This is a genomic window from Candidatus Paceibacterota bacterium (assembly GCA_030583745.1).
Taxonomy (GTDB): Bacteria; Patescibacteriota; Minisyncoccia; order Phycocordibacterales; family BOKC01; genus BOKC01.
Window position 1 is genome coordinate 96,057 of the sequence record CP129473.1, and the last position, 24,397, is coordinate 120,453.

29 protein-coding genes are annotated in these 24,397 nt (G+C 40.4%); 24 read left to right on the forward strand and 5 right to left on the reverse strand.

Translation table 11 applies throughout. The annotated features are described in order from the left end of the window. Positions 1-62: 62 nt before the first annotated feature. From QY304_00465 to QY304_00495, 7 genes are all read left to right on the forward strand, one after another. Positions 63-293, forward strand: a complete 231-nt coding sequence (locus tag QY304_00465; protein ID WKZ26564.1) for a hypothetical protein — start codon at positions 63-65, stop codon at positions 291-293. A 12-nt stretch (positions 294-305) separates the two neighbouring features. Continuing rightward, positions 306-587: a hypothetical protein gene (locus QY304_00470; protein ID WKZ26565.1), complete on the forward strand. Its 282-nt coding sequence runs from the start codon at positions 306-308 to the stop codon at positions 585-587. 42 nt (positions 588-629) lie between these two features. Next, entirely contained in the window at positions 630-1,013 is a 384-nt protein-coding gene (locus QY304_00475; GenBank protein ID WKZ26566.1) for a hypothetical protein, read from the forward strand. A 106-nt stretch (positions 1,014-1,119) separates the two neighbouring features. Then, entirely contained in the window at positions 1,120-4,026 is a 2,907-nt protein-coding gene (locus tag QY304_00480; protein ID WKZ26567.1) for a hypothetical protein, read from the forward strand. 62 nt (positions 4,027-4,088) lie between these two features. Beyond that, on the forward strand, positions 4,089-4,706 hold the full coding sequence (locus QY304_00485; GenBank protein ID WKZ26568.1) for a class F sortase: 618 nt from the start codon (positions 4,089-4,091) through the stop codon (positions 4,704-4,706). Positions 4,707-5,205: 499 nt separating this feature from the next. After that, a complete protein-coding gene (locus QY304_00490) occupies positions 5,206-6,246 on the forward strand; it encodes an AI-2E family transporter (protein WKZ26569.1) in 1,041 nt (346 codons plus the stop codon). Positions 6,247-6,322: 76 nt separating this feature from the next. After that, a complete protein-coding gene (locus tag QY304_00495; protein WKZ26570.1) occupies positions 6,323-6,724 on the forward strand; it encodes a hypothetical protein in 402 nt (133 codons plus the stop codon). A 62-nt stretch (positions 6,725-6,786) separates the two neighbouring features. Here the strand turns inward: QY304_00495 and QY304_00500 are convergent, their stop codons facing one another. Next, complete coding sequence (locus QY304_00500; protein WKZ26571.1) at positions 6,787-7,173, reverse strand: hypothetical protein; 387 nt, start codon at positions 7,171-7,173, stop codon at positions 6,787-6,789. A gap of 101 nt (positions 7,174-7,274) precedes the next feature. Between QY304_00500 and QY304_00505 the strand changes: the two genes are divergently transcribed. The 9 genes from QY304_00505 to raiA all read left to right on the forward strand — a co-directional run bounded on the left by QY304_00505 (position 7,275) and on the right by raiA (position 12,171). Further along, positions 7,275-7,724 (forward strand): hypothetical protein, encoded by a 450-nt coding sequence (locus QY304_00505; protein WKZ26572.1) that lies wholly within the window; start codon positions 7,275-7,277, stop codon positions 7,722-7,724. 18 nt (positions 7,725-7,742) lie between these two features. Next, complete coding sequence (locus QY304_00510) at positions 7,743-8,222, forward strand: TspO/MBR family protein (protein WKZ26573.1); 480 nt, start codon at positions 7,743-7,745, stop codon at positions 8,220-8,222. 96 nt (positions 8,223-8,318) lie between these two features. Continuing rightward, positions 8,319-9,185: a class I SAM-dependent methyltransferase gene (locus QY304_00515; GenBank protein WKZ26574.1), complete on the forward strand. Its 867-nt coding sequence runs from the start codon at positions 8,319-8,321 to the stop codon at positions 9,183-9,185. 80 nt (positions 9,186-9,265) lie between these two features. Next, positions 9,266-9,817 (forward strand): mechanosensitive ion channel, encoded by a 552-nt coding sequence (locus tag QY304_00520; GenBank protein WKZ26575.1) that lies wholly within the window; start codon positions 9,266-9,268, stop codon positions 9,815-9,817. Positions 9,818-9,847: 30 nt separating this feature from the next. Further along, entirely contained in the window at positions 9,848-10,069 is a 222-nt protein-coding gene (locus tag QY304_00525) for a hypothetical protein (protein WKZ26576.1), read from the forward strand. Between the two features lies 1 nt (position 10,070). Further along, positions 10,071-10,523, forward strand: coding sequence for a hypothetical protein (locus QY304_00530; protein ID WKZ26577.1), 453 nt, complete (start codon positions 10,071-10,073; stop codon positions 10,521-10,523). A gap of 38 nt (positions 10,524-10,561) precedes the next feature. Further along, positions 10,562-11,458 carry a M15 family metallopeptidase gene (locus QY304_00535; GenBank protein ID WKZ26578.1) on the forward strand — a complete coding sequence of 299 codons (897 nt, stop codon included), beginning with the start codon at positions 10,562-10,564 and terminating at the stop codon, positions 11,456-11,458. A 25-nt stretch (positions 11,459-11,483) separates the two neighbouring features. Beyond that, positions 11,484-11,762: a PGPGW domain-containing protein gene (locus QY304_00540; GenBank protein WKZ26579.1), complete on the forward strand. Its 279-nt coding sequence runs from the start codon at positions 11,484-11,486 to the stop codon at positions 11,760-11,762. Positions 11,763-11,796: 34 nt separating this feature from the next. Continuing rightward, positions 11,797-12,171, forward strand: coding sequence for a ribosome-associated translation inhibitor RaiA (gene raiA, locus QY304_00545; protein WKZ26580.1), 375 nt, complete (start codon positions 11,797-11,799; stop codon positions 12,169-12,171). On the opposite strand, the gene QY304_00550 is transcribed toward raiA, so the two are convergent. The 4 genes from QY304_00550 to QY304_00565 form a co-directional block, all read right to left on the reverse strand. After that, positions 12,168-12,998 (reverse strand): methionyl-tRNA formyltransferase, encoded by an 831-nt coding sequence (locus tag QY304_00550; GenBank protein WKZ26581.1) that lies wholly within the window; start codon positions 12,996-12,998, stop codon positions 12,168-12,170. The two genes, raiA and QY304_00550, sit on opposite strands and share 4 nt — an antisense overlap. Before the next feature lie 18 nt (positions 12,999-13,016). Continuing rightward, the gene (gene def, locus QY304_00555) at positions 13,017-13,568 is read right to left on the reverse strand and encodes a peptide deformylase (GenBank protein ID WKZ26582.1); all 552 of its coding nucleotides are present in this window, start codon (positions 13,566-13,568) and stop codon (positions 13,017-13,019) included. 152 nt (positions 13,569-13,720) lie between these two features. Further along, on the reverse strand, positions 13,721-14,221 hold the full coding sequence (locus tag QY304_00560; GenBank protein ID WKZ26583.1) for a hypothetical protein: 501 nt from the start codon (positions 14,219-14,221) through the stop codon (positions 13,721-13,723). 132 nt (positions 14,222-14,353) lie between these two features. Continuing rightward, positions 14,354-16,249, reverse strand: coding sequence for a hypothetical protein (locus QY304_00565; GenBank protein ID WKZ26584.1), 1,896 nt, complete (start codon positions 16,247-16,249; stop codon positions 14,354-14,356). A gap of 98 nt (positions 16,250-16,347) precedes the next feature. Between QY304_00565 and murA the strand changes: the two genes are divergently transcribed. The 8 genes from murA (at position 16,348) to mreC (ending at position 24,390) form a co-directional block, all read left to right on the forward strand. Next, the gene (murA, locus tag QY304_00570) at positions 16,348-17,640 is read left to right on the forward strand and encodes a UDP-N-acetylglucosamine 1-carboxyvinyltransferase (GenBank protein ID WKZ26585.1); all 1,293 of its coding nucleotides are present in this window, start codon (positions 16,348-16,350) and stop codon (positions 17,638-17,640) included. Between the two features lie 12 nt (positions 17,641-17,652). Beyond that, entirely contained in the window at positions 17,653-18,666 is a 1,014-nt protein-coding gene (locus tag QY304_00575; GenBank protein WKZ26586.1) for a rod shape-determining protein, read from the forward strand. A gap of 5 nt (positions 18,667-18,671) precedes the next feature. Continuing rightward, positions 18,672-19,355, forward strand: coding sequence for a hypothetical protein (locus tag QY304_00580; protein ID WKZ26587.1), 684 nt, complete (start codon positions 18,672-18,674; stop codon positions 19,353-19,355). A gap of 46 nt (positions 19,356-19,401) precedes the next feature. After that, positions 19,402-19,950, forward strand: a complete 549-nt coding sequence (gene frr, locus QY304_00585) for a ribosome recycling factor (GenBank protein WKZ26588.1) — start codon at positions 19,402-19,404, stop codon at positions 19,948-19,950. Between the two features lie 6 nt (positions 19,951-19,956). After that, positions 19,957-21,042: an RIP metalloprotease RseP gene (gene rseP, locus QY304_00590; GenBank protein ID WKZ26589.1), complete on the forward strand. Its 1,086-nt coding sequence runs from the start codon at positions 19,957-19,959 to the stop codon at positions 21,040-21,042. Between the two features lie 280 nt (positions 21,043-21,322). Further along, positions 21,323-22,564 (forward strand): His/Gly/Thr/Pro-type tRNA ligase C-terminal domain-containing protein, encoded by a 1,242-nt coding sequence (locus QY304_00595; protein WKZ26590.1) that lies wholly within the window; start codon positions 21,323-21,325, stop codon positions 22,562-22,564. Beyond that, positions 22,557-23,615, forward strand: a complete 1,059-nt coding sequence (locus tag QY304_00600) for a rod shape-determining protein (GenBank protein ID WKZ26591.1) — start codon at positions 22,557-22,559, stop codon at positions 23,613-23,615. Before QY304_00595 ends, QY304_00600 begins: the two co-directional genes overlap by 8 nt. Continuing rightward, positions 23,587-24,390, forward strand: coding sequence for a rod shape-determining protein MreC (mreC, locus tag QY304_00605; GenBank protein WKZ26592.1), 804 nt, complete (start codon positions 23,587-23,589; stop codon positions 24,388-24,390). Before QY304_00600 ends, mreC begins: the two co-directional genes overlap by 29 nt. Positions 24,391-24,397 lie beyond the last annotated feature (7 nt).

Here is a 24,397-nt window from a genome sequence, read left to right on the forward strand (position 1 = left end):
CTTAGTCGAGTCGGCTCCATTTGTAGGTCACATTTATTAAAAGTTAATGTTTGTAAAATATTATGACAACAGTAATTAATACTCCTCCAAACAGAGAACGTGCTGATGGTGGTGGTTGGGCTTTATCCGTTATTATGCTAATTGTGGTTATCGGAATTGGTGTGTTTTTCTGGCTAAATTTTCGCGACACTTCAACAGCGCAAACCCCAGAAACAATGGACACCTCGACCAACATAAGCGTCACACTCCCGAGTGCAAATACTCTAGCGCCGGAGACCGCCCAGTTAGAATAGTTACTAAATTAAGTGGAAACATTAGTAAAAGCAGATATTTTTTTCTTCATTGCCTCTATTGCGACTATAGTATTAACAATACTGATTTCTTTCCTTCTATTTTATCTAATAAAAGCTGGAAAAAATTTGTATAGGTTATCTGAAGTCTTGAAAAGTGGGTTTAAAGAATCGGAAGAATTTGTCGAGGATTTGAAAGATCGACTCGAGAACAATGTTGTCTTTCGATTCTTTTTTCCCCCAATTCGCAAAAATAAAAAATTAATGAAAAAAGATTCTGCAAGAGATACGGATTAAAAAGATACTTAACGGTTCTTTACTAAATTAAAACAAAAAGATATGGCAAATAAAAAGACAGAAGAGACGTCTAATACATTAAAATACACCGCAATTGGAATAAGTTTGGCCAGTCTTGCTGCTGGAGCTTATTTTTTCTTTGGACCAAAAGGAAAAAAACATCAAAAGCACGCCAAAGCTTGGGTAATTAAAATGAAAGGTGACATTATAGAAAAATTAGAATCAGCAAAAGAAGTTACAGAACCAATTTATCACGCCATCATCGACACGGTTGCTTTAGACTACAAGAAAAAAATAAAAGATAGCCAAGGAGACATAGCCGAAATTGTAGATGATTTAAAGAAACAATGGAAAAATCTTCAAAAATCAGTTAAATCAAAAACAAAAAATTCTACTAAAAAGAAAGCTGTGGTAAAAGAAGCTTAACCTCAAATGTTATCAACTTAATCAACGATGAAAGCCGGCTCTCAATTAACAACAAGTGAGAGACGGTTTATCTAAACAGAAAATTATTAAATAATATGAAAAATCTATGAGAAAATTTTTTTCGTTTCTAAGAGATTTACCGGCGCCATTTATTGGCACCAGAACTCTTTTTGGAAAATTAGTTCTATTGGTCGCAATTTTTTCTTTACTGGCTGTTGCTTCTATTTTCGGAATTTTTAGTTTACAGAACGTGACTGCGCAAGGGTCTATAAATTCAGAAAATCAAATAGAGAGGGATGGAAGTAGTAACTTAGACGTAGAATGCAAGGACCATGGCTTTGATTTTGGTATAGCAAAATGGGAGTGGGAGGATGAATCTTGGCAGGTTGAAAACAACCCCCCCTTTCCTCTAGCCGATTACAATACATTTGTGTCCGGAGACGATCAAGTGTCTGATTGGACATCTGATCCTATCGCTGCCGGTGTTGTTGCCAAAACTGCAACAGATTCTTATGTTTTTGACGGTGGAATATCAGGCCAGATAAATAATACAGACACAGGAAACCATGATATTAGTCATATAACTTTCTGCGGTAATGAATCTGAATCAGAAACTCAAACTGCAACCATCATTGCCCATAAGGTCGTCTGCGATTCAGAAGAGCTTCTACCAAATTTAGAAGAGCGTTCGCCAAATATAACAATTAATAATATAACCTCTACTACTGCAAGTACTTTCGCTTCTGGTACCGATGGCTGTGAACTTGTAGAAGACTGGGACTTTGAATATAAAATTACTGATGATCAAAGCAATCCGGGTGGCAACACTGTTGGCCCTAAAGGTGGCGACTGGACTACTTTCACTAACACGACTGAAATTCCCATTGACGACTTATCTCTTATTCAACTAAGAGAAGTTTTGCCGTCTGGTTATATTCCTTTCTCTGATAGTGATGATGGTGTTTCTGCTGAATTTTACTGTCGCGTAGATGTCTCTGTCTATGACAGTTGGAACTATGACAATTGGGAGTTTATAAAAAATCCGCAAGACAAGGAGACATATTATTGTGTCGGTTTCAATGTGCCTAAACCAAGCACAGATAACGACCTCACGATAGTTGGTACTAAAATAATGTGTGATTCTGAAACTTATTTACCAAACTGGGGCGATGGAAGCTCCGGTCCGATTACTGCAACTACCGCGACAGACTGGCTTTCTGAAGGAGATAATAGCGAGCACTGTCAGATAGTGCCTTGGGACTTTGAATGGTCTCCAGCTGACATTACTAACCCAGGTGATAATCAAGGATTGGTTGGGGGCGACTGGACTCAATTTAGCGGTTCAACTACAATTTCTTCTCTGGAAGACATTGGCGATAAGATCTGGGTTAGAGAAGACTGGAATAACACTCTAGTGCCGTTCACCGGCTTGAACACTGATCAAGACGAAAGCGCTGAAATCTACTGCCACACCGATGTCTTGCACTACGATAATTATGACTTTATTGTTAATCCTGAATTAGGGGAGACCTATTACTGTGTTGCTTGGAACGCACCAGCTGAAGTAAAAGAACCTTTGATTTGCGAACCGGGCGTTAATCTTCTGATTAATTCTGGTTTTGAAGAACCGGTGGTCAATAACAGCGCTGGTTGGGATATCTTTGATTCAGGCACTCTTGGACTTGGTTGGATAGTAAAGTGGGTTTCTGATTTTGCTGGTGCTCCAGAAATAGCCAAACTAGAGCTTCACCGCGGATTAAACGGATGGCTCCCTTCGGCCGGCAATCAATACGCCGAGCTTGATACTGACTGGGACGGTCCCGACGGTAGTATAAACGGTGAAGAAGCTTCTGTATCTATCTATCAGAATATTCCTACTGTTAGTGGCAAAACCTACAATCTCTCTTATGATTTCTCTCCTAGACCAGACACCCCGACCACCACCCAGAATGTGCTGGAAGTTTTGATTGATGACTCACTCTTAGACACTCATACAGCTGTAGGTCTGTCGCAAACTTCATGGACTTCACATTCCCTAAATTTTACCGGAACCGGAGAGCCAACTAAGATTGAATTCAGAGATGGGGGCACGCCAGATTCGCTAGGTACATTTCTTGATAATACAAGTTTAATCTGCGAAGAAGATTGTAAAGAAACTATCGGGACTATCTCAAGTAATAGTCAGACAGAAGTTACTAATATAGTCTTTGCTTTAGATGACCCCGATGCTACTCCTGATTATTCAGCACTCCCTGTCTCTGTTGTTACGGAAATTCAAACTCTTGGAGACGGTGTCTGGGCGGCTGATGTTGGTGATCTTGAAGCAGAATGGATATGGTCTAACGACCCTTACGACCCTGACTGGGAAGTAGATAAATGGGTAACTTTTAAAAGAGTATTTGAAGTTTCTGGCATTCCTCAAGTTGGCACTTTAGAGATTGCTGCTGATAATTCTTATGAAGTCTGGATTAACGGAAATCCGGCCGGCTCCGATTCTTCTGAAAATAACCATTCAGTAGCTGACTCTTGGGACATTACGGGTCTTCTAGTTGACGGCTCAAACACTCTTGAAGTTCGCGTCAAAAACTGGGCTCTACCCGGATCTGCCCAAGAAAGTAATCCGGGAGGTCTCCTCTACTCATTGTCTTGGGGGGCCGAAAATTGCGATAATAGTGACGACGAAGAAATTGATCCTCCTAATAGTGGCGGAGGAAGTGGTGATGGTAATTCTGGTGGTGGTTCTTCTTCCAGCAGTCGCTCCGGTGATTTTAATCGGGGTGGCGGAGGTGGCAGCTTCTTACCGTCCGTAGCCGGAGCATTTACGGAAGGAGCATTTACACAGTTCCCAGAATCACAAATCTTGGGGGCAACAATTGGTCTTCCTAACACCGGCCGGGCAGAAGAAAATTTCAAAAACTTAGTATTCGTTTTTACTCTCATCTTAGGAACACTGATCTTGCTTACTCTGAATTATCAAGTTCTTAGAAAAATTAAAACTAAGAAAAGTATTTAAAAGGTAACATAAAACAAAAACTCCGCTCCATGGAGTTTTTGTTTTATACTTAATTATCTTTAATGAAAAGAAAAATTATCTTTAAAAATATTGTTCTTTTGGTAATGGTCTTTGTTATTGTTCTAATTTTTATCTTTCAAAGTAATAAAGACAAGCGATCGCCTGTTGTTGTTCTGCCAGCGCCACCTACAACAGAATCTCTTTCAGAATCAGAGTTTGGCACCGGATATCCCAAAACTATAATTATTCCTTCTGTAGAAGTTAGGGCTAGGGTTGAAAATGTGGGTGTTACAGAAAGTGGTAATATGGATGTACCAGAAGATTATGACGATGTCGGTTGGTTTCGCCATGGTGCAAGACCAGGATCACCGGGTTCGGCTGTAATTGCCGGACATTTGGATACCGGACGAGGACAGCCGGCGGTATTCTACAATCTGTCGGGAATAAAAATAGGAGACGAGGTTTTTATTGAAGATGACACAGGAGAAGTTTTGAGATTTGTTGTAAGTGGATATAGGTTGGTAGATTATGAAAATCCGCCCGATGATCTTCTTAGAGAAATTTTTTCAGCAGAAGGAGAGAGGTCTCGGTTGGTTTTGATAACTTGCGATGGGGACTGGGTGCCGGAAGAAAAAACTTACACTTCCAGATTTATTGTTTTTGCGGATCTTGTTGTTTAATTTCTGCCAACTCAAAAACCTAGGCGCATTCAAAAACACGCTCCGCCACTGCGGGTCGTGTTTTTGGTTGGAAAAACCCGTAAAAATATAAAGTGGCAATAATGCTATGTGACGTAGACCAAACTTACCTAAAGAATTAGAGAAAAAACTTTAACTTGAGGTTTGGAAATGTTAAAATCTACTCGTAGATATGAAGGTTAAGAAAAACCAAAAGTTGATTTTGGCGGAAATTGCTCTGATCGTCGCATCTGTTTTTATATTCCGAGGCCTCTGACTTTTTTAGGACAGCATTGAATTTATGAACAGTTCTCAAGCCCTCTTGGTTTCGATCGTCGCGGGTATTGTTGTCTCTATTCCGGCCCTGCGATATATCATAAGAAATTCATAATACCTACACAGATTTTTTGCGAAGAGAAGTCTTAGAAACAGTAATTGATTTTTTAGATCCAAAACATTGATCATTTAAAGTCGGTGCATTAAATTTAAAAATTAAAATCATATGGACAAAAAACATCAATCTCACTATTTCCTTTTTATCGCGCTTTCGGTGTCAATTGTCGTCGTGTATTTTATAATCAAGCCGTTCTTGGGCCCGCTTATTTTAGCGGCCGTATTTGCGTTTCTCTTTCAGCCGATTTATAAAAAGTTTTTGAATTATCTAAAGAAACGAGAAAGTGTGGCGGCGTTTTCTACAACCATCGTCGCTATTTTTTTAATCTTATTACCAATTTCGATTCTGGGAACTCAAATTTTTAAGGAATCCAGTCAACTGTATCAAACGTTAACAAGCGAAAACAATAACTTTGTCAGCTCGATGGAAGAAATACTAAACCGAACCCGCACTGTCCTTCCGATCCCAGCAGATTTTAAACTTGACTTTGGTCAATACGCCAAGCAGGGGCTTGAGGTTTTGATTCAAAACTTTGGCGCCGTGTTCTCGAGTTTTGCCAAAATAATAATCAATGCATTTGTGTTCCTTACGGCCTTTTATTTTTTCATCAAAGATGGCAATAGGTTAAAAAATTATTTTGTTGATTTAAGTCCACTAGATGATACAGATGATGAGTTTATCGTGTCACGGTTAAAATCAGCGGTGTCGGCGGCTATGAAGGGCAATCTTGCTATTGGGATTATTCAGGGCGCTTTGACAGGTATCGGTTTTGCGATTTTTGGCGTGCCGAATCCTGTTCTTTGGGGAGGTGTTGCTGCTATTGCCGCTTTTCTTCCAGGTATTGGCACGTCGCTTGTCATTATTCCGGCGATTATCTTTCTGTTTCTTACCGGCAATACATTTGGCGGAGTCGGGCTTTTGGTGTGGGGAGTGACCGCTGTAGGTCTTGTTGATAATTTCCTAGGTCCAAAGCTTGTTGGTCGCGGCATGCAGTTGCACCCCCTTGCTGTGTTTATTGCTGTTTTGGGCGGTTTAGTCTTTTTTGGTCCGTTAGGATTTCTCTTGGGACCGCTTGCCATGAGTGTTTGTCTTGCTCTATTTGATATCTATTCTTCACTTAAATTAAAGGAAAGTCAGATATCACATTGACATTGTGAGTAAATTTTTATAACTTTATTTTTGGAACATTTTAAATAATAACTGGCTGTGATAGAAAGGGGAATGTATGCTGGAAGCCATCCTGCTTCTTGAGGTCATTGCGATTCTTGTCATTGTCATCTCTTACTCTCTGAAGATCGTTGAGGACACGGCAAAGAAAAAAAGAAATTACAGAGAACACAGATTCAGGGCGTGGCTTCTTTTCTTCTTGCTGACAGGGGTTGTTGCGTCTCTTGAGACGCTGATTCGTTTTGGTCTTGTGGAATTCTTCTCCCCCAGCCCTCTCTACTGGACCCACCTGATTTCGGCCATGCTTTTCTACATTACCTTTGTCGCCAAGGGATTGACGGCTTCCACAGGGCTTCAGAAGCTTCACATCGCTCTCTCCAAGCCCCTGTGGTTCTTGTGGTCTATGACGGGGGTGACTGCGCTCTGTATTGGTCTCTGGAATCTCTTAATACAAAGGTGACCGACCTTCTCCACCCGGGGCTTCAACCCCGGTTTTCTTTTTATTTAGAAAACTAAATTTTATTAGTATGCTTCTCTAATTTGACTGCCGTCGGAGTTAGTTCGGTAGGTATAGTTTTGTCCGCCAATTTCAAAAACCACTTCATAGCCAGAAGTTATGACTTGGGCACACATTTCTTCTGCTTCGGGCAAACCAAGACAGCTGTCCGGCCAACTTTTTTCTTGAGCACTTGTGACGATAATATTTTCCTCTCCAATCTCACGAGCTTCGGCAATTGATTTTCTAGCCACCAAGACTGCTTCCGGTAAGGATTCATCGTCTGTGCCGTTCATGTCACCCGTTGAGGAACCGTTGGGAGAAACCGGCTCTATTTCCTGTCCTTGTGGAGCAAACCACCAGATAGCGCCAAGAACAATCACAATCGCCAAAACAATCAGAAAATTTTTCATATTTTTCAAAACTTTATTTTCTTAACTTTTAAATAATAGATTAGCAGTGATTATATATCAAAGATATTTTTTGCAAAGTCTTTTTAGTGTATAATTATTTTATGAAGGGACTTTTCTTACTCATATTTGTTTTTTTGGTGGTTGCCGCAGGTGGTTTATTTTTAGATATGCTTAAACAAGGCGGGGGCGGGGGACCAAGAGTCGCTTGCACCCTTGAGGCGCTTTTGTGTCCGGACGGTTCATCTGTCGGACGAGTCGGCCCGCTTTGCGAATTCAGCCCTTGTCAAAATCAAGAATATTTTTCCGGCAGACTCTCCAGTCAAGGTGGAGAATTTAGCTTGATTACCCCTATACCTTTCGGAGACAGTCTTTATGGGACATCCTATTTTTTGCCACTTAAGTTTTCGCATATTAGCAGTACCTTGTCAGATTTTATTGGAAAAGAAGTTTTAGTTAGAGGAGATTTTTCATTTGGAAATACTTTACAAGTTTCCGAGATTGAATTATTGCAGACTATTGAAAGTGAAGAAGTCGAGTCGGTTCAACCATAATCTTTGTGTCTAGAAGCTATGGGAAAAATAAATTTCAAAAAACTTCTTATTTCTTTTCTTTTGCCTTTTGTCGCTGGTTTTATCGGTTCATTTTTTACTGTATCAGCAATTTCCGTTTGGTATGAAAATTTATTAAAACCCTCGCTTAATCCGCCAAGCTGGGTCTTTGCTCCGGTTTGGACAATTCTCTATTTCTTGATGGGTCTTTCTTTGTATCTCGCTTGGAGTAAGGTTGGTACTAAAATGAGATTGACTCGTCGGCCGATTTTTGTTTTTTTTATTCAGATTTTTCTGAATACCAGTTGGTCTCTATTTTTCTTCGGTTTACAAAATCCGCTTTTAGCCCTCATAAATATTGCCTTGCTCTGGCTTTCTATCATCTGGATGATTTCGGTGTTTAGTAAATTTTCAAAAACAGCTTCTTGGCTTATTATCCCTTATTTCTTTTGGGTCAGTTTTGCTTTCTATCTGAACTTCGCGATTTGGTTTTTGAATTAGTAAAATTATTTTTTTTGTCTATTTTTTGTTGGCAAACACGGATAGTCCGTGATAGTCTTTGCTTTAGATAGAACACCAAAAAGAAAGGAGCGAAACATGGAGATGAAGACTGACGGGACTCTTGATGCTTTCGCTCAAATCCCGGAGTTTCTCAAAGCAAACCGGAGAATCGTTGACGGCTGGATTTCTCAAATAACCTCCAGAATCACAAGAGTACTTTTTGTGGCCCATGGAGACTGGACTACGATTCGTCTCTTCCTTGAGGCTCGAAAGGAGAAATTTTTGCCGCCCCCGACCCTGTATTGTCTTGACAGCTCTAGCTTGACCCTTCAACTGGCGCAAAAGAACTTGGCTGATGTTTTGCCGGAAGAGAAGCTCAAGATGGTTCATGCCGACGTCCGGCAACTTGACTGCAGTCAGATTGGCGGGTGCGTTGACCTCGTCATTTGGGGCAACGGTATCCATTGCCTCTCTTCGAAAGATCAAGATGAGGCGTTTCGTCGGATTGCCGAAGCACTTCGACAGAGTGGTCTCTTTGGATTTTCTACTGCTTTTCACGAAGAAGCTCGGCCGGAAAATACCTTGCCTTTCTACAGAAGGCACGTTGCTCTTTCGATGAGAACTCTCAAAGAAAAGGGCATCACTCCAGATTCTAGAGTGGGGGTAACGAAAACAGCAAGCTTCCTGCCTCCAAGCCACTACCTTGCGCTTCTGGAATCGCATCGTTTCCGTCCCGTTCTAACCGAGACTCTTCCGGTCGATACAACTCTGGGTTTCTGGGAGGCCGTTAGCAGTTACTATCAGTACGTATCTAGCACCCTCCCTGGCTATCCGACGGATGAAGCCGTCCGAGCACTCGTCAAGAATGCTGATCCGGCTCTTGAAAAGTGTGGAAAGCGGTACGAAAACAAAAACCCCTTCATTCGCTTGGACTGGTTCTCTGTCCTTGCAGTGAAGATCTGAATCATGATCCCGCGATGGCGCCAAACGCCGACGCGGGATTTTTCTTTTCTGAATTCTCTATTTTTTGGTATAATTAAAAAATGTTTTTAAATCTCTTGCCGCAAATTTTTGAAAAAGCAGAAAAAATTATTCTCAACGCTCTAATTTTTCTCCTGATTTTTGTCTTGGCTTATTTTATCGCGCAAATTGCAAGGACAATAACCAGAAACCGGGTTTTTAACTACTTACCGCAAAAAGAAGTTGCGACGTTTTCTTCAGACCTGCTTTTTTATTTGATAATGGTCGTCGGTGTGGGTATCGGGTTGACGGCGGTTGGCGCCAACATTAATGCGGTTATTGCTGGCTTGGGGCTTGGCGGTTTTGCTTTAGGTTTTGCTCTACGGGATATAATTGGCAATTTTGTCAGCGGGCTTTTGATAATTTTAACTAAGACTGTTAAAGCCGGCGATTCTTTGAAAATTATGAATTTTGAAGGCACTGTTCGCTCGGTTAATTTGAGGCACACTATTCTTTCAAGAGATTCCGAAGATGGTGCCCCTGAAAGTGTCTTGGTGCCGAACAATAGCATTTTTTCTTCGGTAGTGATTGTTAAAAAGAAAAAAAATTCAAAGAAAGCCGAAAAGAAAAATTAATTTTTATCAATCTTTTTTAAAATTAAAAATATGTCTTGGTCATCAAAAAGAATTCAAGAGTACAAAGAGGGTGGGGAAGCCAGTTGGCTGGAGAAACGCGCTTTAGAGCATGCCGAACCAATTCACTTGATTTTAATAATTTTAAGTTTACCACTTTTGGTCTATGGTCTTTGGGAGCACAGCTGGTTTTTTATTGGAATTGGGATTGCCTTGAATTTTGTCGGCCACATAAACACTTGGATTAGGAAATAGTATGGGAAAACTGATTGGTGAAATAGACAGATGGATTATCGGCAAATTTAAGAAATTGGAATCATTTATCGCCAGACTGGCGATTTTTGTAGTTTATTTCTGGTTTGGGCTTTTGAAATTTCTTGGTTTAAGTCCGGCTGAACCACTAGTCTACGGCTTGTTTGATAAAACTTTGGGTTTTTTGAATTTCCCTGTGTTTTTTAGTTTCTTCGCACTTTTTGAAATGGCAATAGGAATCTTGTTTTTGGCTAAGGGGTTTGAACGGTTGGCAATTTTATTTATCGGCGTGCATGTTTTTACAACTATTTTGCCACTCGTTCTTCTTCCGGAAATAGCGTGGCAGGCGGCTTTTGTGCCGACTTTGGCTGGTCAGTACATTATTAAGAACATCCTGATTGCTGCACTTGCGATTGTAATTGGCTCAAGACTTGCGCCGATAAAAAGCCGAAACTGATTATTTTAGGATAAAAATTTGTGTGATAAAATACAGGAATGCTCGGCCGGTTTAAAAACAAAAGTTTGCCTCTTGTCTGGGCGCTTTCTGCCTCGATAATTCTTTCTCTTATTTTAAGTTATAGCTATTTTGTCTTGGATAATAAATTTTCTGCTTCCAAGAAAGAGCTGTCGCTTGAGATTTTGGATTTACAAAAAAAGGTTGTTGGTTTGGAAGAGGTATTAAGAAATAAGGAAGAAGAAAATCGTTATCTTTCTGAAGCACTTTATTCAGAAAGAAGTAAAAATCAGATGTTCGAACAACAGATAGGTGATATTGCTAGCACGGTTGGGATTTTGGACAAATTACGAAAGATCGACCCAGAACTTCTCCAGAAATATTCAAAAGTTTATTTTTTGAATGAACACTATGTGCCAAGCGAGCTTGATAGTATAAAATCGGAATTTATTTACGAGACAAATCGGCCAATGCTTATCCATTCGGGTGTTAATCCTTTTCTAGAGAGAATGATGAGGGAGGCGTTTGGTCGCGGTATTAATTTGCGAATTCTTTCGGCCTTCCGTTCTTTTGATGACCAAGAATTTTTGAAATCAAATTACAAAACTATATATGGCAGTGGTGCTAATCAGTTTAGCGCTGACCAAGGATATTCTGAACATCAGCTCGGCGCGGCGGTTGATTTTACAACTCTTGAGCGGGGCGCGACTTTTTCTGATTTTGAAAAAACCGAAGCTTTTAAATGGCTTTCTCAAAATGCCCACCGCTTTGGCTTCACATTGTCTTACCCAGAAAACAACAGCTATTATCAATTTGAGCCTTGGCACTGGCGGTTTGTTGGGGTGGGCTTGGCGACAAAACTTTATTCGGAAGGTAAATACTTTTATGATTTAGACCAGCGGGAAATTGATAAATATCTTGTTCATATTTTTGACTAGTTGTAGCAAGTATAGGCAAAAAACCATGACAAGAGAAGAAGAGGTGTCTAGTAAGAGAAAGCCGTTTTGTGACAAAGATAGGTGCCAAGAGGGTGGTGACTTAAGATTACCCTCGAATAAAAAAAATCGTCTTTCAAAAAAAATTATCGGTTTATTTCTTATTCTTATCGGCTTTTTTGCTCTTATTACCCCCTTTACTCCCGGCTCTTGGTTGATTTTTATTGGGCTTGGAATGCTTGGTCTTAATATTGTTTTTTGGAATAAAATAAAAATCTTTTTGAATAAGTCGAAAGACAAGTTATAATAGTAAAAGTTTAAAATCTTTTAAAAAAATAAAAATGCAAGTAAATATAAAAACTTCAGGCATTGGTTTAACTCCAGAGATTTCGACTTATGTTGATAAGAAGCTTGATGCGGTCAGAAAGCTTATAAACAAAGAAGATTCCGGTGCACTCTGTGAATTTGAAGTCGGGCGAACCACTCGTCATCACAAAAGCGGAGACATCTTCAGGGCGGAAATTAATTTGACTACAGAAGGTAAGAGCTTTTACGCCGCTTCGGAAAAAGAAGATTTATACGCGGCGATTGACGAGGTCAAAGATGAAATAAGAAGTCGTTTATTGAGTCATAAGACCAAAAAAGAAACCCTCTTTAAAAGGGGTGGTCGGCAAATGAAATCGTTGATTAAAAATCTCCGTTGGCCGAAACGTTAATTAGATTTTAAAAATTGTTCATATTCCACCTCCTTTTTGCCCTCCGGCACAACCTTGTTTATTGTGAATTTTCCATCTCGCAAAGAGGCGTCCGTTATTTTTATTCTTTTATCTTTTTCAAAAAAATAAATTCCCGGGGAAGGGTGGTAGGCCAAAAACTTTCGATAGTTTAATTCCGGATCATCGTCAAAATTGATCAAGCCGTCCTCCTTTTTAATTTTTTCGGTGTAGGTGGCGTTTTGATGGTTTTGTTCTTGCGGTTTAATTTTGTCTGCCAGCCAATCTTTCATTGCTTCTGCTAAAAGCTGGCCGCCGATTTCATTTAGTTTTTTGAAAACTTTTTCCTTGGACAAAGGCCAGTTTTCAAAATAAATTTCTTTTTGTGCCAGAATCGGCCCGTGATCCATTTTTTCATCCATTAGCATTACTGATACTCCGGTCGGGTTGATGTTTTCCAAAATGGCGGTTTCAACCGGCGAAGCCCCGCGCAAGTGAGGTAGTAGGGAATAGTGGAGATTTAAAACGCCTTTCTTGGGAATTTGAAGAATCTCTTTCGGTAAAATTTTTCCATAAGCGACAACGGCAAATAGGGTATAGCCACTAGGGTCTAGGGTTTTAATAAATTCGGAATCAAGTTTTTCGGGTTGTAAAACCGAAATGTTGTTGTTTTTTGCCCAGATTTTTACCGGCGGGGGAGCAAGCTTCAGACCTCGACCCTGCGGTCTGTCTGGGGAAGTTATGATAAGAGACGGTAATAAACCTTCTGATTTTAGAATTTCCAGAATTTCAACTGACACCTGCGGAGTGCCGAAAAATATAAAGTTCATATTTAAATTAACTTAATTTTAAGTATTTTGTTCAGGTAAGATTTCTTCAATACTCTGGGCTTTATCTATAAAAAGAATTCCATCAAGATGGTCAATTTCGTGCTGGAAAATCTGGGCTAAAAGTCCGGAAGCGCCGCGTTTGATTTTTTCACCTTTTTCGTTGTAGGCCTCTATACTGACTTTTTCAGCTCTTTTAACTTCGCCGTAAAGCCAGCGAACAGAAAGACACCCCTCTTCCATCATTTCTGTTTTTCTGGATTTTTTAATTATGACCGGATTTATATAAATTTCATCCGGTTTTTCTTTTTTTATTTTTGTAAAATCGGTTTCCAAATCCGGATTGTTTTTTGAGAGTTCCAAAATTTGCTTAACTTTTCCGGAGACGATAAAAATCCGCCAAAGTTCACCGATCTGCGGGGCGGCGATAGCAACGCCGTCATCTTGAGAATCAAGAGCGTCTTGCATTTTTTTTAAAACCTTCTTTATTTTTTCGGATGAGATTTCGGAAGTCGGAACCTCTTTTGATTTTTGCCTCAAGACGGGGCTTTCTTTCTGTAAAATTTTGATCATAAGATAAATATATCACAAACAAATATCATCTAAATTTAATAAGGGATGTCAGACGTCCCTTATAATATTAAGGACTTGCGATGTCCTTAATATTAAAAAAGAAAAAACCCGCGCTGGCCGGCTCTTGCGAGCGGCTAGCGCGGGGGTATGGCTTAAGCCGAGATCCCTCGGTTCTGTCCTCGGATCAGACCCAGAAGGAATCGGGTTGAGAATAACCCGATTCCCCAGACCGTGCCGACGACCGGCAATGCCGTAAGCCACATAACCCAGAACGGCTCCTTAGCTCCTTCGTCCTTGGCGGTGCTGGAGGCGACAGCAGTCATGAGGGCAACGAGGACGAGGAGGGAGACGGTGGAGACCACACTGGAGGTTGCGGTGCGGAGGGCGAGAACGGCGATTGCGGTGGCACAGGCGGCGAAGGCGGCGGGGATGATGAGGGCGAAGACGCGAGAAGTGAAGGCGCAGGAGACGAAGGCGGCGGCGAAGAGGGCGAAGGCGGCGGCGAGGGCGGCGAGGGCGGCGGAGGTAGAGGCAGTTCTGAAATCGCCGGTAATGGCGTATACGCCGCCTCCTACGATACACTGAAGGCCGAGTACGAACGTCGTATAGATCCACAGCTTCTTCATTTCGTTCTCCCTTTCTTTTTTTATCATTGCCGAAATCACATGATTTCGGAAAATTTTCCACTTAAGATTCTAATAGATGTTATCCATGTTGTCAAATTTAATTTTGTAAAAATTTATGACCCGAAGTTTGAAATTTGAAATCAAAAATCTCAAACAAAATCACAGAATGTTCTCCGGATCTACCTTGACCAAAAAATTAGGTGGTAACTCGCGCAGTTTTTCCACAAGTTCGCCAACAGGCCACTTTTTCGGATCTATCTTTAGGAGCACATTAATTAAGTGTTTGCCTTTAATTTTTGAAGTAAAGGCCGGATAGGAAACTGATTGATATTCAGCCATTTTTTCTTTTATTTTTTCCGCTTCTTTTTCTGCCACCGATTTTTGCGCGCTTTGAATGGTTATTTTTATAAAAAGTGAGAAGGGTGGGTAATTGAATTCTCGACGTGCCTCAAGTTCACTTCTGTAAAAATCAATTAAATTTCCGGAAAGCAAATATTGCCAGAGTGGTAAATCCGGAAGTCTGGTCTGGATCAAAAATTTCTTTGCTGATAAATTTTTCAAGCGCAAGAGTAGTGAAAAAATTCTTTCATTAATGCGAAAATCAGGTATGGAAAATAGGGAATCAGTTGAAGCACAAATTACATTATCAATTTTTTTATTGAGATAAAATACCGCCATTTCATTACTAACAAGAATACTACCTGGAGTTTTCAAGAAATCAGATATTATTTTTACCGCTTGTTTGCCAGTTCTAGCTTTTTCTTTGTCTAGTCGGAAAACCGAAGCTTTGGGGTAGGTTTTTTTTATTTCTTTCTCCAAAGCTTCCAGCCCGACACCAAAGCCCTGGATTCTCCACCCTCCGCAATTTTTGCATTTGTCCACCGCTTTCTTTTTTAGCCCGCATTTGTGGCAAGAAATCTTTCTTTCATTATTTTCTTCGTGAAGAACAATTGGAGCCGAGCAGTTGGAGCACTCCATTATTTGACCGCAGTCAAGACAGGACAAAAGCGGAGACAGACCCTTGCGCGCGCCGAAGACGAAAGTTGTTTCTTTGTTTTTTTGTGATTCTTCAAGGATATCTTTAGCCGTATTAGACAAAAGAGAAAACTCTTTCTCTTTTGTCTCTTTTTCTCTATCTCTTAAATCCACAAGGTTTTGATTGGCATTGGTTAAAATTCTAAATTTAAGCGGTATCAATTCTGAAAAATCCAAATTTTCTTGTCGCCAGAGAGTTTCAGTTCTTAAGAAAAAATCGCCGAACAAAAGCCGTATTCCAAGCTTTTTTGAAAAAATCTCGGCAAAAGTTCTGATATCAAGATACGGCCGACGCAGGTCTTTGTATGCCGAAGAGTTCTCCCTCTCAACAATCATGGTTCCAAAATCACTTCTCGGTAGATACATAAATTGCGCAGTGGTTATGATTAGAACCGGGTGTTTCAAAGACACTGCTGTGTTCCAATTCTTTTCAATTTCTTTGCCTGTCATTGAGCCGTTGAAACAAAAAACAAAGTTCTCTATGCCTTTTTCAAGAATTTTTTTAGAGCGATTCAACTCTTCTATGGTGGGGACGATAAAAATTACAGAAAGATTTTTGGCAAACTCTTCTCGTATCAAATTTCTGTAAGTTGAAAATCTTTCATCTTCGCCGGCTTGCAGTAGCAGTTTTTCATGACGGTCTCTCGGGCTGTCTTTGTTGGTGTTTAAAATTCTTAACTTATCGGCTCTCTCTAATGTTTGTTTTGAGACAAGGTTGTTTAAAATCGCGCCGGTTGAAGATGCGAAATAATTACCGGCTTCTTCCACGCTTTCTACAAAAGCCGTCGGTAAAAATTTCTTTACTTTTACCGATTTTATTTTTTTTACCGCAAAATCAGCTTTTTTAAGTTGGCTTTTTATTTCAATTACCTTCGTTTTGCCGGAAACCAAAGCTTTCACTGTTTTCCTTCTTAAGGGAACTTCAACGATTGCTCCAAGTGGAATATCTTTGTTGCTAAAGTAGGTTAATTTCTCTTTTAAGATGCCTTTGGCGATGGGAATGACTTCGATCGTATACATTAGTTAATATTATCATCAAGCTCGTCTTTAAGACCAATTCTTACTTCTGCTGATTTTCAATTTGTAAAAAAACGGCTGTACCCTTAATATGAGTATAAATGAAGAAAGAAAGTTTTTTCATAAAAGGCCTGGCTGGGAAAAGAAAATTGAGTGGCGAAATTGTGGTCAATGGCGCAAAAAATGCTTGCTTGCCCGTCATGGCGTCATCCTTGCTTTTTGAGGGTGGAATTTCTATTTCTAATGTTCCAAAAATTGAAGATGTGTCCAGGATGTCTGAACTTTTAGAAAATCTCGGCGCTAAGATTAATTCTAGCGAAAACCAGATGAATATTAGCTTTAGTAAGGAAATATCCGGAGACTTGGACGAGGAAATATCAAAAAGAATGCGCGCCTCTATTTTTTTAATCGGGCCTTTGCTCTCCAGAGTAGGAGCGGTATCTTTTCCACATCCGGGAGGATGTGTTATCGGTGAGAGGCCAATCGATCTTTTTCTCTTTGGTTTTGAGAAAATGGGCGCAAGTGTTGAAGAAAAAAACGGCAAATATTTTTTGAAAGCCGGCAGAGGAGGTCTTAAGGGGGCAGAAATCTTTTTCCCTTTTCAGAGCGTTGGGGCAACTGAAACTCTTATGATGGCAGCTGTTTTAGCCAAAGGAAAGACTATTTTGAAAAATGTGGCTTTGGAGCCGGAAGTTGTATCACTTGGCAAATTTCTTTCTTCTTGTGGTGCAAAAATAAAGGGTCTTGGGACAACAACTCTTGAAATAGAAGGCGGGGGACTTTTAAAAAGTAACAAGCGCGAGCATAAAATTATTCCGGACCGGATTGAGGCCGGCTGTTTCTTGATTCTTGGTGCTCTTTCTGCCACTGATCTTTTAATCAAAAATTGTGAACCGAATCATCTTGAAGCCCTGATCGCGCTTCTGGGTTCTTCTGGAGTAAATATTGAAATTGGAGAAAATTGGATTCGTGTTAAAAATGACATTTTGTCAAAAAGTTTTTCAGGTTTTAATATTAAGACTCATGAATATCCGGGTTTTCCAACCGACTTGCAGGCGCCGATTACCGTATTTTTGACACAAGCAAACGGCTCATCTGTTGTTTTTGAAACACTTTTTGATAGCCGTTTAAACTACACCGCCGATTTAATTAAAATGGGCGCGGACATTACTCTCTGGGATGCTCATCGGGCAATGGTAAAAGGGCCGACTCCGCTAAAGGGGCGCGAGCTTGATGGGCCCGACATCAGGGCTGGTCTGGCATTTGTCATTGCGGCAATTATTGGAAGAGGTAATTCGACTATAAACAACATATACTATATTGACCGTGGATATGAGAAAATAGAGGAAAGATTAAGAAAAATAAAAGTAAATATTGAAAGAGTTGGTTCGTAAGATTACAAAAAAATGAGTATTTTTACAAAAAAACTTGGAATTGACCTTGGGACGACAAGCGTTCTCGTTTATGTTCCGGGGAAAGGAGTGGTTTTGAATGAGCCTTCTGTGGTCGCGGTGTCAGAAGATGACAATAAAATTTTGGCGATCGGTGTTGAGGCCAAGAAGATGATAGGTAAGACGCCGGAAAATATTATTGCTTACCGGCCGATGAAAGATGGAGTAATTGCCGACTATCGAGTTACAGAAGCTATGTTGCGCTACTACATCAGGAAAGCTCTTGGTCGTTTTAATATCGCAAAGCCGGATGTTTTGGTTTCAGTTCCGGCTGGCGTTACTTCTACCGAAAGGCGAGCGGTGGTGGAGGCAGCACTTAAGGCCGGCGCCAAAAACGCCTACATTGTCAAAGAGCCGATTTTGGCGGCGATTGGTGCTGGTATTCCGATTTATGAATCAATGGGGCATATGATTGTGGACATTGGTGGAGGCACAACTGACGTAGCGGTTATTTCTTTAGGTGGAATCGTTGCCGCAACTTCCGTAAAATGCGCCGGTAACAAAATTGATACCGCGATTGCGGACTATGTCAAAAAGACTTTTAATTTGGCGATTGGCGATAAGACCGCCGAGGATATAAAAATTACAATCGGATCGGCTATTCCGCTAGACGAAGAACTTTCAATGAATATAAAAGGCCGAGATTTTATAACCGGTCTCCCGCGTTCTATTGAAATCAAAACTAATGAAATAGTTAAAGCTATTCATCGTGAATTAAAAGAAATAGTTAAAGCCATTAAAGATGTTTTTCAAGAAACTCCGCCCGAACTTGCTTCGGACATTATTGACCAAGGAATAATTATGACTGGCGGAACCTCTCAACTACGAAATTTGCCAGAATTGATATATCGTCGAACGGGAGTCAAAGCGATTCTGGCTGACAATCCGGTCTATTGCGTGGCGCGTGGCACTGGCATTGCTCTGGATCATTTGAATGTCTATAAAAAATCAATAATTTCTAAAAAGTAGAAATAATGTCTTCGGTTTTAAACTTGAAAAAACACCATGCTTATTTGGTTTTGTCGGCAAACGGCAATGGTTTGGAATTGTTGAAAAAAATTGTTCAGTCTGGTTTGGATATTGAGACTACTGGTAATCCTGACTATTGGGAAAAACAAATTGAAACTTTTGGTATAGATGATAGCCGAGATTTGAAAAGGATATATTTAAGTCGGGCTTTAAAAGAAAACAACCCTAAGGTTATTTTGGTAAAGACTTCTTTTATAACTACCGAAGCTCAAAATGCGCTTTTGAAAATTCTTGAGGATCCCAGTCCGCAGACCTTTTTCTTTTTTTTGATGCCCTCAAAAGAAGGTCTTATCCCGACTTTGTTGTCGCGTTTTATGGTTTTGGAAAAAGCGATAGTGGGAGAAGAAGAAAAACCCCCACTCGAGCCAGAGATTTTTTTGAGTTTAAGTGTTCCGGCTAGATTAAAATCAGTAGCTAAAATTATTGCAGTTAAAGACAGGGCGGTGGCCGAAAAAGCAATTGATGCCTTGGAAACCTGTCTTTATAGAAAAGTTGATTGGCTGTCTTTAGATTTAAAACAAGCCGAAATATTTAAAATATTTGCTGAAAGTCGGAATTATTTGCGAAGCCGTGGTGGTTCAATAAAGCTCGTTCTAGAAAATCTATGCTTGGTTTTGCCGAAAGTCTGAATTAAAGCTTGGAATTTTAGGGTTCGTAGTTTATGATGTTTAACAAATGTATAATTTTTCAAATTTAAAAATCAAAACTCAAGAAGTCGTAGATTGGTTAAAAAAAGAATTTCAACTAATTCGTACCAGTCGGGCAACTCCAGCGATCTTAGATGGTGTGCGAGTGGAGGCCTATGGCTCGCGGATGCCGATAAGCCAGATGTCAACGATAACCGGCGAAGATCCGAAGACGCTTAGAGTTTCGCCTTGGGATATGAGCCAGAGTAAGGCGATAGAGAAGGCCATTCAAGATTCTGGTTTGGGATTGTCGGTGACTTCTGACGATCGTGGGGTGCGAGTTCATTTTCCGGAATTATCAGACGAACGACGAGCTACTCTCATAAAACTTTGCAAACAAAAGCTTGAGGAGGCCAGAATTAGTGTAAAAGCGGAGAGGGAAAAAATTTGGGAAGAAATACAAAAAAAGGAAAAAGATGGGGTGATTAGTGAAGACGATAAGTTTCGATTGAAAAATGACATGCAAAAGATTATTGACGAGACAAATAAAAGGCTTGAAGAAATGGCAGAATCCAAAGAAAAAGAAATTTCTAATTAGACTACTATGACTATTCTTATTTTTGTAATAGTTTTGGCCGTTTTAATTCTCGTTCATGAATTTGGGCATTTTATCTCTGCCAAGAAATCAGGAATTCGGGTTGATGAATTTGGCATCGGTTTTCCACCACGCTTATTGACTCTTTTTAATTGGCAAGGGACAAAATTTTCGCTTAATGCTTTGCCGTTTGGCGGATTTGTAAAAATTTTTGGAGAAAATCCACTGGAAACTCCGACTTCAGAAGAAGAAAAACAGAAACATTTTTCTCACAAGCCGAAAATTGTGCAGGCCTGGGTTTTAAGCGCCGGCGTAGTCTTCAATATTTTATTTGCTTGGATTTTAATTTCTCTTGGTTTTATGCACGGTCTGCCAACGCCAATAGACCACAGTGATAATGTCTCTGATGCGCGTCTTGTTATAACTTCTATCTTGCCTAACTCTCCAGCCCAAGAAGCTGATTTGAAAGTCGGAGATACAGTCTCCGGAGTTTCTTTTTCCGGAGAAGAGTTGTTAGAAATCAGCCCAGAGAGTTTTTCAGATTTTTTAAGTGATAAGGATGGGGTGGTGGTATTAAAAATTTCAAGAGGGCAAGAAATTTTGGAAAAAGAAATTGAGCCAGCCGTCGGTATTTTAGAAGACCGGCGGGCGATTGGGATTTCTATGGGTATGATAGGCACTTTACGTCTGCCCGTCCACTTGGCTTTTTGGGAAGGAGGGAAGACAACACTAAATCTTCTTGGCGCTATTGTTGTCGGCTTGTTTTCTTTTTTAAGTCAGGCGATTGTCGGACAAGCTGATTTGTCGCAGGTTGCCGGTCCGGTTGGCATTGTTGGTCTTGTTGGTGATGCCACGAGTCTTGGCTTTATATATCTTTTGCAATTTACGGCCTTTATTTCTTTGAATTTGGCGGTGATAAATCTTTTACCGTTTCCAGCGCTTGATGGTGGACGTCTACTGTTTTTGGCAATTGAAGCAATTACAAGAAGAAGTATCAATCCGAAAGTTGCCGGCGCGCTGAATGCTATCGGCTTTCTTCTCTTGATTCTGCTCATGGTTGTAATAACTATTAGCGACATTTCTCGATTTTTCTAAGGGTTGCCGGAGTTTGAGATTTATGTATAATCATATTAGAGTTTTGTACTGTCTCCATATCTTGGGAAAGGGACGATTCCTGACAAAGATCTCCTGACAAAGATCTAGAGAAGGACAGAATGTTCCAACCCTCGAAACAGGACAAAGATGTTCAGACTTGATGTTCGGCAGGGTCTTTCCCCGGGACTCTGTCGACCCATCGCCCCGTCGTGTGTTGCATTTGTAGCGCCGGCGGGGTTTTTCATTTGTTTTAGAATTCTTGTTGATATAATATTGTTCTATGCGCCAATCAGCTATATTTTCTAAAACCAGAAAGGAAGCACCCAAGGACGAGGTTTCTCAAAACGCCGCTCTTTTAATCAGAGCTGGTTTTGTCCACAAAGAGATGGCCGGAGTTTATTCTCTTCTACCTTTTGGCTTGAGAGTCTTAAACAAAATTGCCGGAATTATAAGAGAGGAAATGAACACGCTCGGAGGACAGGAAATATCTTTGACCTCTCTTCAAGAGCCATCAATTTGGAACAGCACCGGACGTTGGGAAGAGATTGATGTTTGGTTTAAGACTAAATTTAAAAATGGTGCGGATGTTGGTCTTGCGACGACTCATGAAGAGCCTTTGACCAATCTTCTCAAAGAACACTTATCTTCTTACAAAGATCTACCATTTTCAGTCTTTCAAATTCAGACAAAATTTAGAAACGAAATTCGTGCGAAAAGCGGTCTTATGAGGGGAAGAGAGTTTTTAATGAAAGATCTATATTCTTTTTCTAGAGATGAAGCCGAGCATCAGAAATTTTACGAAAAGGTTAAGAAGGGTTATTTGAAAATTTTTAAAAAAGTCGGGCTGAAAGAATTCTATCTAACTTTTGCTTCTGGTGGTAGTTTTTCAAAATTCAGTCATGAATTTCAGGCGCTCTCGGAAGCTGGCGAAGATACGATTTATCTTCACTCAAAAAAGAAAATCGCCGTAAATAAGGAGGTTATGGAGGATTCAGTTTTGGCCGAACTTGGTTTGGAAAGAGAATCTCTTGAAGAACGTCGGTCCATAGAAATCGGTAACATTTTTTCTCTCGGTACTAAATTTTCTGAGCCACTTGGCCTTTTGTATCTTGATGAAAAAGGCGAAAAGAAACCGGTAATTATGGGAAGCTATGGGATTGGTTTGGGACGGCTTATGGCAACTGTTGCAGAAACTCTTTCTAACAGTCGGGGTCTAGTTTGGCCCGAGACAATCGCACCTTTTAAAATCCACCTTTTGGTTTTAGGTACAAATAAAAAAACACGCAAAAAAGCTGAAGTGATTTACAATCAATTTGTTAAAAAGAACATTGAAGTTCTTTTTGACGATCGAGAGGCAACGGCTGGAGAGAAGTTTGCAGATGCAGATTTAATAGGTATTCCTTGGCGAATTATTATTAGCGAAAAAACTGAAGCGACAGGAAAGTTGGAGGTCAAAGAAAGAAAAAGTGGCAAAATAAGTTTTCTAACCGAGAGTCAATTATTTAAAAAATTCGATGAATAATCTTTTTAAAAAGATTAGTGGGACTTTTTCAAACGATATTGGTATTGATCTTGGGACAGCCAATACTTTGGTCTATTTGCGTGGTAAGGGAATTGTCATAAACGAGCCATCCGTTGTTGCTCTCAATCAAAAGACTGGAAGGGTGGTCGCGGTTGGTGAACAAGCCAAGCAAATGCTCGGCCGGACACCGGCTCATATTACTGCCGTCCGACCACTTGTAGATGGAGTTATCTCTGATTTTGAAGTGACCGAAGAAATGATTTCTTATCTTGTTAATAAAGCGCAGAAGGGTGCACAGAAATTTTTTGGTCCACGAGTGGTTGTTGGTGTACCGTCTGGAATCACCTCGGTTGAAATTCGGGCGGTAAGAGATGCCACTAAAAACGCTGGCGCTAGAGAAGTTCACATTGTTGAGGAACCGGTGGCAGCCGCCATTGGAATTCATCTACCGGTAATGGATCCGGTTGGCTCAATGGTTATTGATATCGGAGGAGGAACAACCGACATCGCTGTGATTTCTCTTGGCGGTGTTGTTCGTTCAAAAAATCTAAGGATTGCCGGAGACAAATTAAATTCAGACATAATTTCTTATATCAGGAGCGAATTTAAAATTTTAATTGGTGAGAAAACGGCTGAAGCTGTGAAAATTGCAGTCGGGTCAGTTGCCGATGGCGAGACGATTGAATCTGTCATAAAGGGCCGAGATTTGGTGACGGGTCTGCCGAAAGAAGTGATAATTACCAGTTCAGACATAAGAGAGGCAATCTCATCTTCAATCGCCGCTCTTCTTGACGCAATTAAGGAAGTCTTGGAGACAACTCCGCCAGAAATCTTGTCGGATGTTATGCAACGCGGTGTTTACCTGGTCGGTGGTGGCTCTCTTATACGAGGATGGTCAGAGCTTCTGAAAAGCCAGCTAAAAATTCCGGTCTTTATTGCTGATGAGCCGATGACGGCGGTAGCTCGGGGCGCCGGAATAATTTTGGAGAACTTGGATTATTATAAAGAGGTCTTGATTGTAAATGACAATGAATTACCTCCGGCCCGCTGACAAAAGACCGAAGAGAGCCACGAAGTTTGTGATTGTGGTGGTTTTTCTTGTACTTATCGCTTTCTTTTTTTCCGGCGCAATCGGGAGCTTAGGCAAAAACTTTTTAAACTCACTTGGTTTTCCTGTTTGGAAAGCCGGACTTGCATCGTCGGAAAAATTTTATTTTCTCGGTTCGTTCTTCAATTCTAGGATTAAGCAAGCCGAAGAGATTAGAATTTTAAAAGACGAACTTCTGCTTGCAAATTTAAACTTGAAAGAGTTTGAATCAATGGTAGAGGAAAACAGGAATCTGAAAGCCCTCTTGAATCGTGAGGATAATCAAGAGGCGATTTCAGCTTCTGTTCTGGTCAGACCCCCACAGTCGCTTTATGATGTATTTATAATTGATATTGGCAGAAGGCACGGGCTTGTCGGTGGGGAAAAAGTTTTTTTTGAAAATGTTTTACTCGGGTTTGTTGACGAGGTTTTTAACAAAACTTCAAAAGTTAAAATTGTTTCTTCTCCCGGTTTTGAAATCTCTGCTTTCATTGAGAGAGTTAATCTGCCGGTTGTAGTTGTTGGTCGAGGTGGCGGAAATTTTCAGGCAAGTCTACCACAAGAGGTAGAAGTGGAAGTTGGTGATTTTTTGGTTGTGCCCGGATTGCCACAAAAACTTTTGGGTCAGATTGAGGAAGTTGAACAGACCGAAACTGGTTCTTTTAAGAAAATACTTTTCAGGTTGCCGGTCAATCTTTCAGAAATAAGGTGGGTAGCGGTTGAAATAGGGGCGGACTAAATCATTG

Excerpts from the sequence above, each read along its gene's own strand:
- QY304_00465 (WKZ26564.1), top strand. The coding sequence starts at position 63 with ATGACAACAGTAATTAATACTCCTCCAAACAGAGAACGTGCTGATGGT.
- QY304_00475 (WKZ26566.1), top strand. The coding sequence starts at position 630 with ATGGCAAATAAAAAGACAGAAGAGACGTCTAATACATTAAAATACACC.
- QY304_00480 (WKZ26567.1), top strand. The coding sequence starts at position 1,120 with ATGAGAAAATTTTTTTCGTTTCTAAGAGATTTACCGGCGCCATTTATT.
- QY304_00485 (WKZ26568.1), top strand. The coding sequence starts at position 4,089 with ATGAAAAGAAAAATTATCTTTAAAAATATTGTTCTTTTGGTAATGGTC.
- QY304_00490 (WKZ26569.1), top strand. The coding sequence starts at position 5,206 with ATGGACAAAAAACATCAATCTCACTATTTCCTTTTTATCGCGCTTTCG.
- QY304_00495 (WKZ26570.1), top strand. The coding sequence starts at position 6,323 with ATGCTGGAAGCCATCCTGCTTCTTGAGGTCATTGCGATTCTTGTCATT.
- QY304_00500 (WKZ26571.1), bottom strand. The coding sequence starts at position 7,173 with ATGAAAAATTTTCTGATTGTTTTGGCGATTGTGATTGTTCTTGGCGCT.
- QY304_00505 (WKZ26572.1), top strand. The coding sequence starts at position 7,275 with ATGAAGGGACTTTTCTTACTCATATTTGTTTTTTTGGTGGTTGCCGCA.
- QY304_00510 (WKZ26573.1), top strand. The coding sequence starts at position 7,743 with ATGGGAAAAATAAATTTCAAAAAACTTCTTATTTCTTTTCTTTTGCCT.
- QY304_00515 (WKZ26574.1), top strand. The coding sequence starts at position 8,319 with ATGGAGATGAAGACTGACGGGACTCTTGATGCTTTCGCTCAAATCCCG.
- QY304_00520 (WKZ26575.1), top strand. The coding sequence starts at position 9,266 with ATGTTTTTAAATCTCTTGCCGCAAATTTTTGAAAAAGCAGAAAAAATT.
- QY304_00525 (WKZ26576.1), top strand. The coding sequence starts at position 9,848 with ATGTCTTGGTCATCAAAAAGAATTCAAGAGTACAAAGAGGGTGGGGAA.
- QY304_00530 (WKZ26577.1), top strand. The coding sequence starts at position 10,071 with ATGGGAAAACTGATTGGTGAAATAGACAGATGGATTATCGGCAAATTT.
- QY304_00535 (WKZ26578.1), top strand. The coding sequence starts at position 10,562 with ATGCTCGGCCGGTTTAAAAACAAAAGTTTGCCTCTTGTCTGGGCGCTT.
- QY304_00540 (WKZ26579.1), top strand. The coding sequence starts at position 11,484 with ATGACAAGAGAAGAAGAGGTGTCTAGTAAGAGAAAGCCGTTTTGTGAC.
- raiA (WKZ26580.1), top strand. The coding sequence starts at position 11,797 with ATGCAAGTAAATATAAAAACTTCAGGCATTGGTTTAACTCCAGAGATT.
- QY304_00550 (WKZ26581.1), bottom strand. The coding sequence starts at position 12,998 with ATGAACTTTATATTTTTCGGCACTCCGCAGGTGTCAGTTGAAATTCTG.
- def (WKZ26582.1), bottom strand. The coding sequence starts at position 13,568 with ATGATCAAAATTTTACAGAAAGAAAGCCCCGTCTTGAGGCAAAAATCA.
- QY304_00560 (WKZ26583.1), bottom strand. The coding sequence starts at position 14,221 with ATGATAAAAAAAGAAAGGGAGAACGAAATGAAGAAGCTGTGGATCTAT.
- QY304_00565 (WKZ26584.1), bottom strand. The coding sequence starts at position 16,249 with ATGTATACGATCGAAGTCATTCCCATCGCCAAAGGCATCTTAAAAGAG.
- murA (WKZ26585.1), top strand. The coding sequence starts at position 16,348 with ATGAAGAAAGAAAGTTTTTTCATAAAAGGCCTGGCTGGGAAAAGAAAA.
- QY304_00575 (WKZ26586.1), top strand. The coding sequence starts at position 17,653 with ATGAGTATTTTTACAAAAAAACTTGGAATTGACCTTGGGACGACAAGC.
- QY304_00580 (WKZ26587.1), top strand. The coding sequence starts at position 18,672 with ATGTCTTCGGTTTTAAACTTGAAAAAACACCATGCTTATTTGGTTTTG.
- frr (WKZ26588.1), top strand. The coding sequence starts at position 19,402 with ATGTATAATTTTTCAAATTTAAAAATCAAAACTCAAGAAGTCGTAGAT.
- rseP (WKZ26589.1), top strand. The coding sequence starts at position 19,957 with ATGACTATTCTTATTTTTGTAATAGTTTTGGCCGTTTTAATTCTCGTT.
- QY304_00595 (WKZ26590.1), top strand. The coding sequence starts at position 21,323 with ATGCGCCAATCAGCTATATTTTCTAAAACCAGAAAGGAAGCACCCAAG.
- QY304_00600 (WKZ26591.1), top strand. The coding sequence starts at position 22,557 with ATGAATAATCTTTTTAAAAAGATTAGTGGGACTTTTTCAAACGATATT.
- mreC (WKZ26592.1), top strand. The coding sequence starts at position 23,587 with ATGACAATGAATTACCTCCGGCCCGCTGACAAAAGACCGAAGAGAGCC.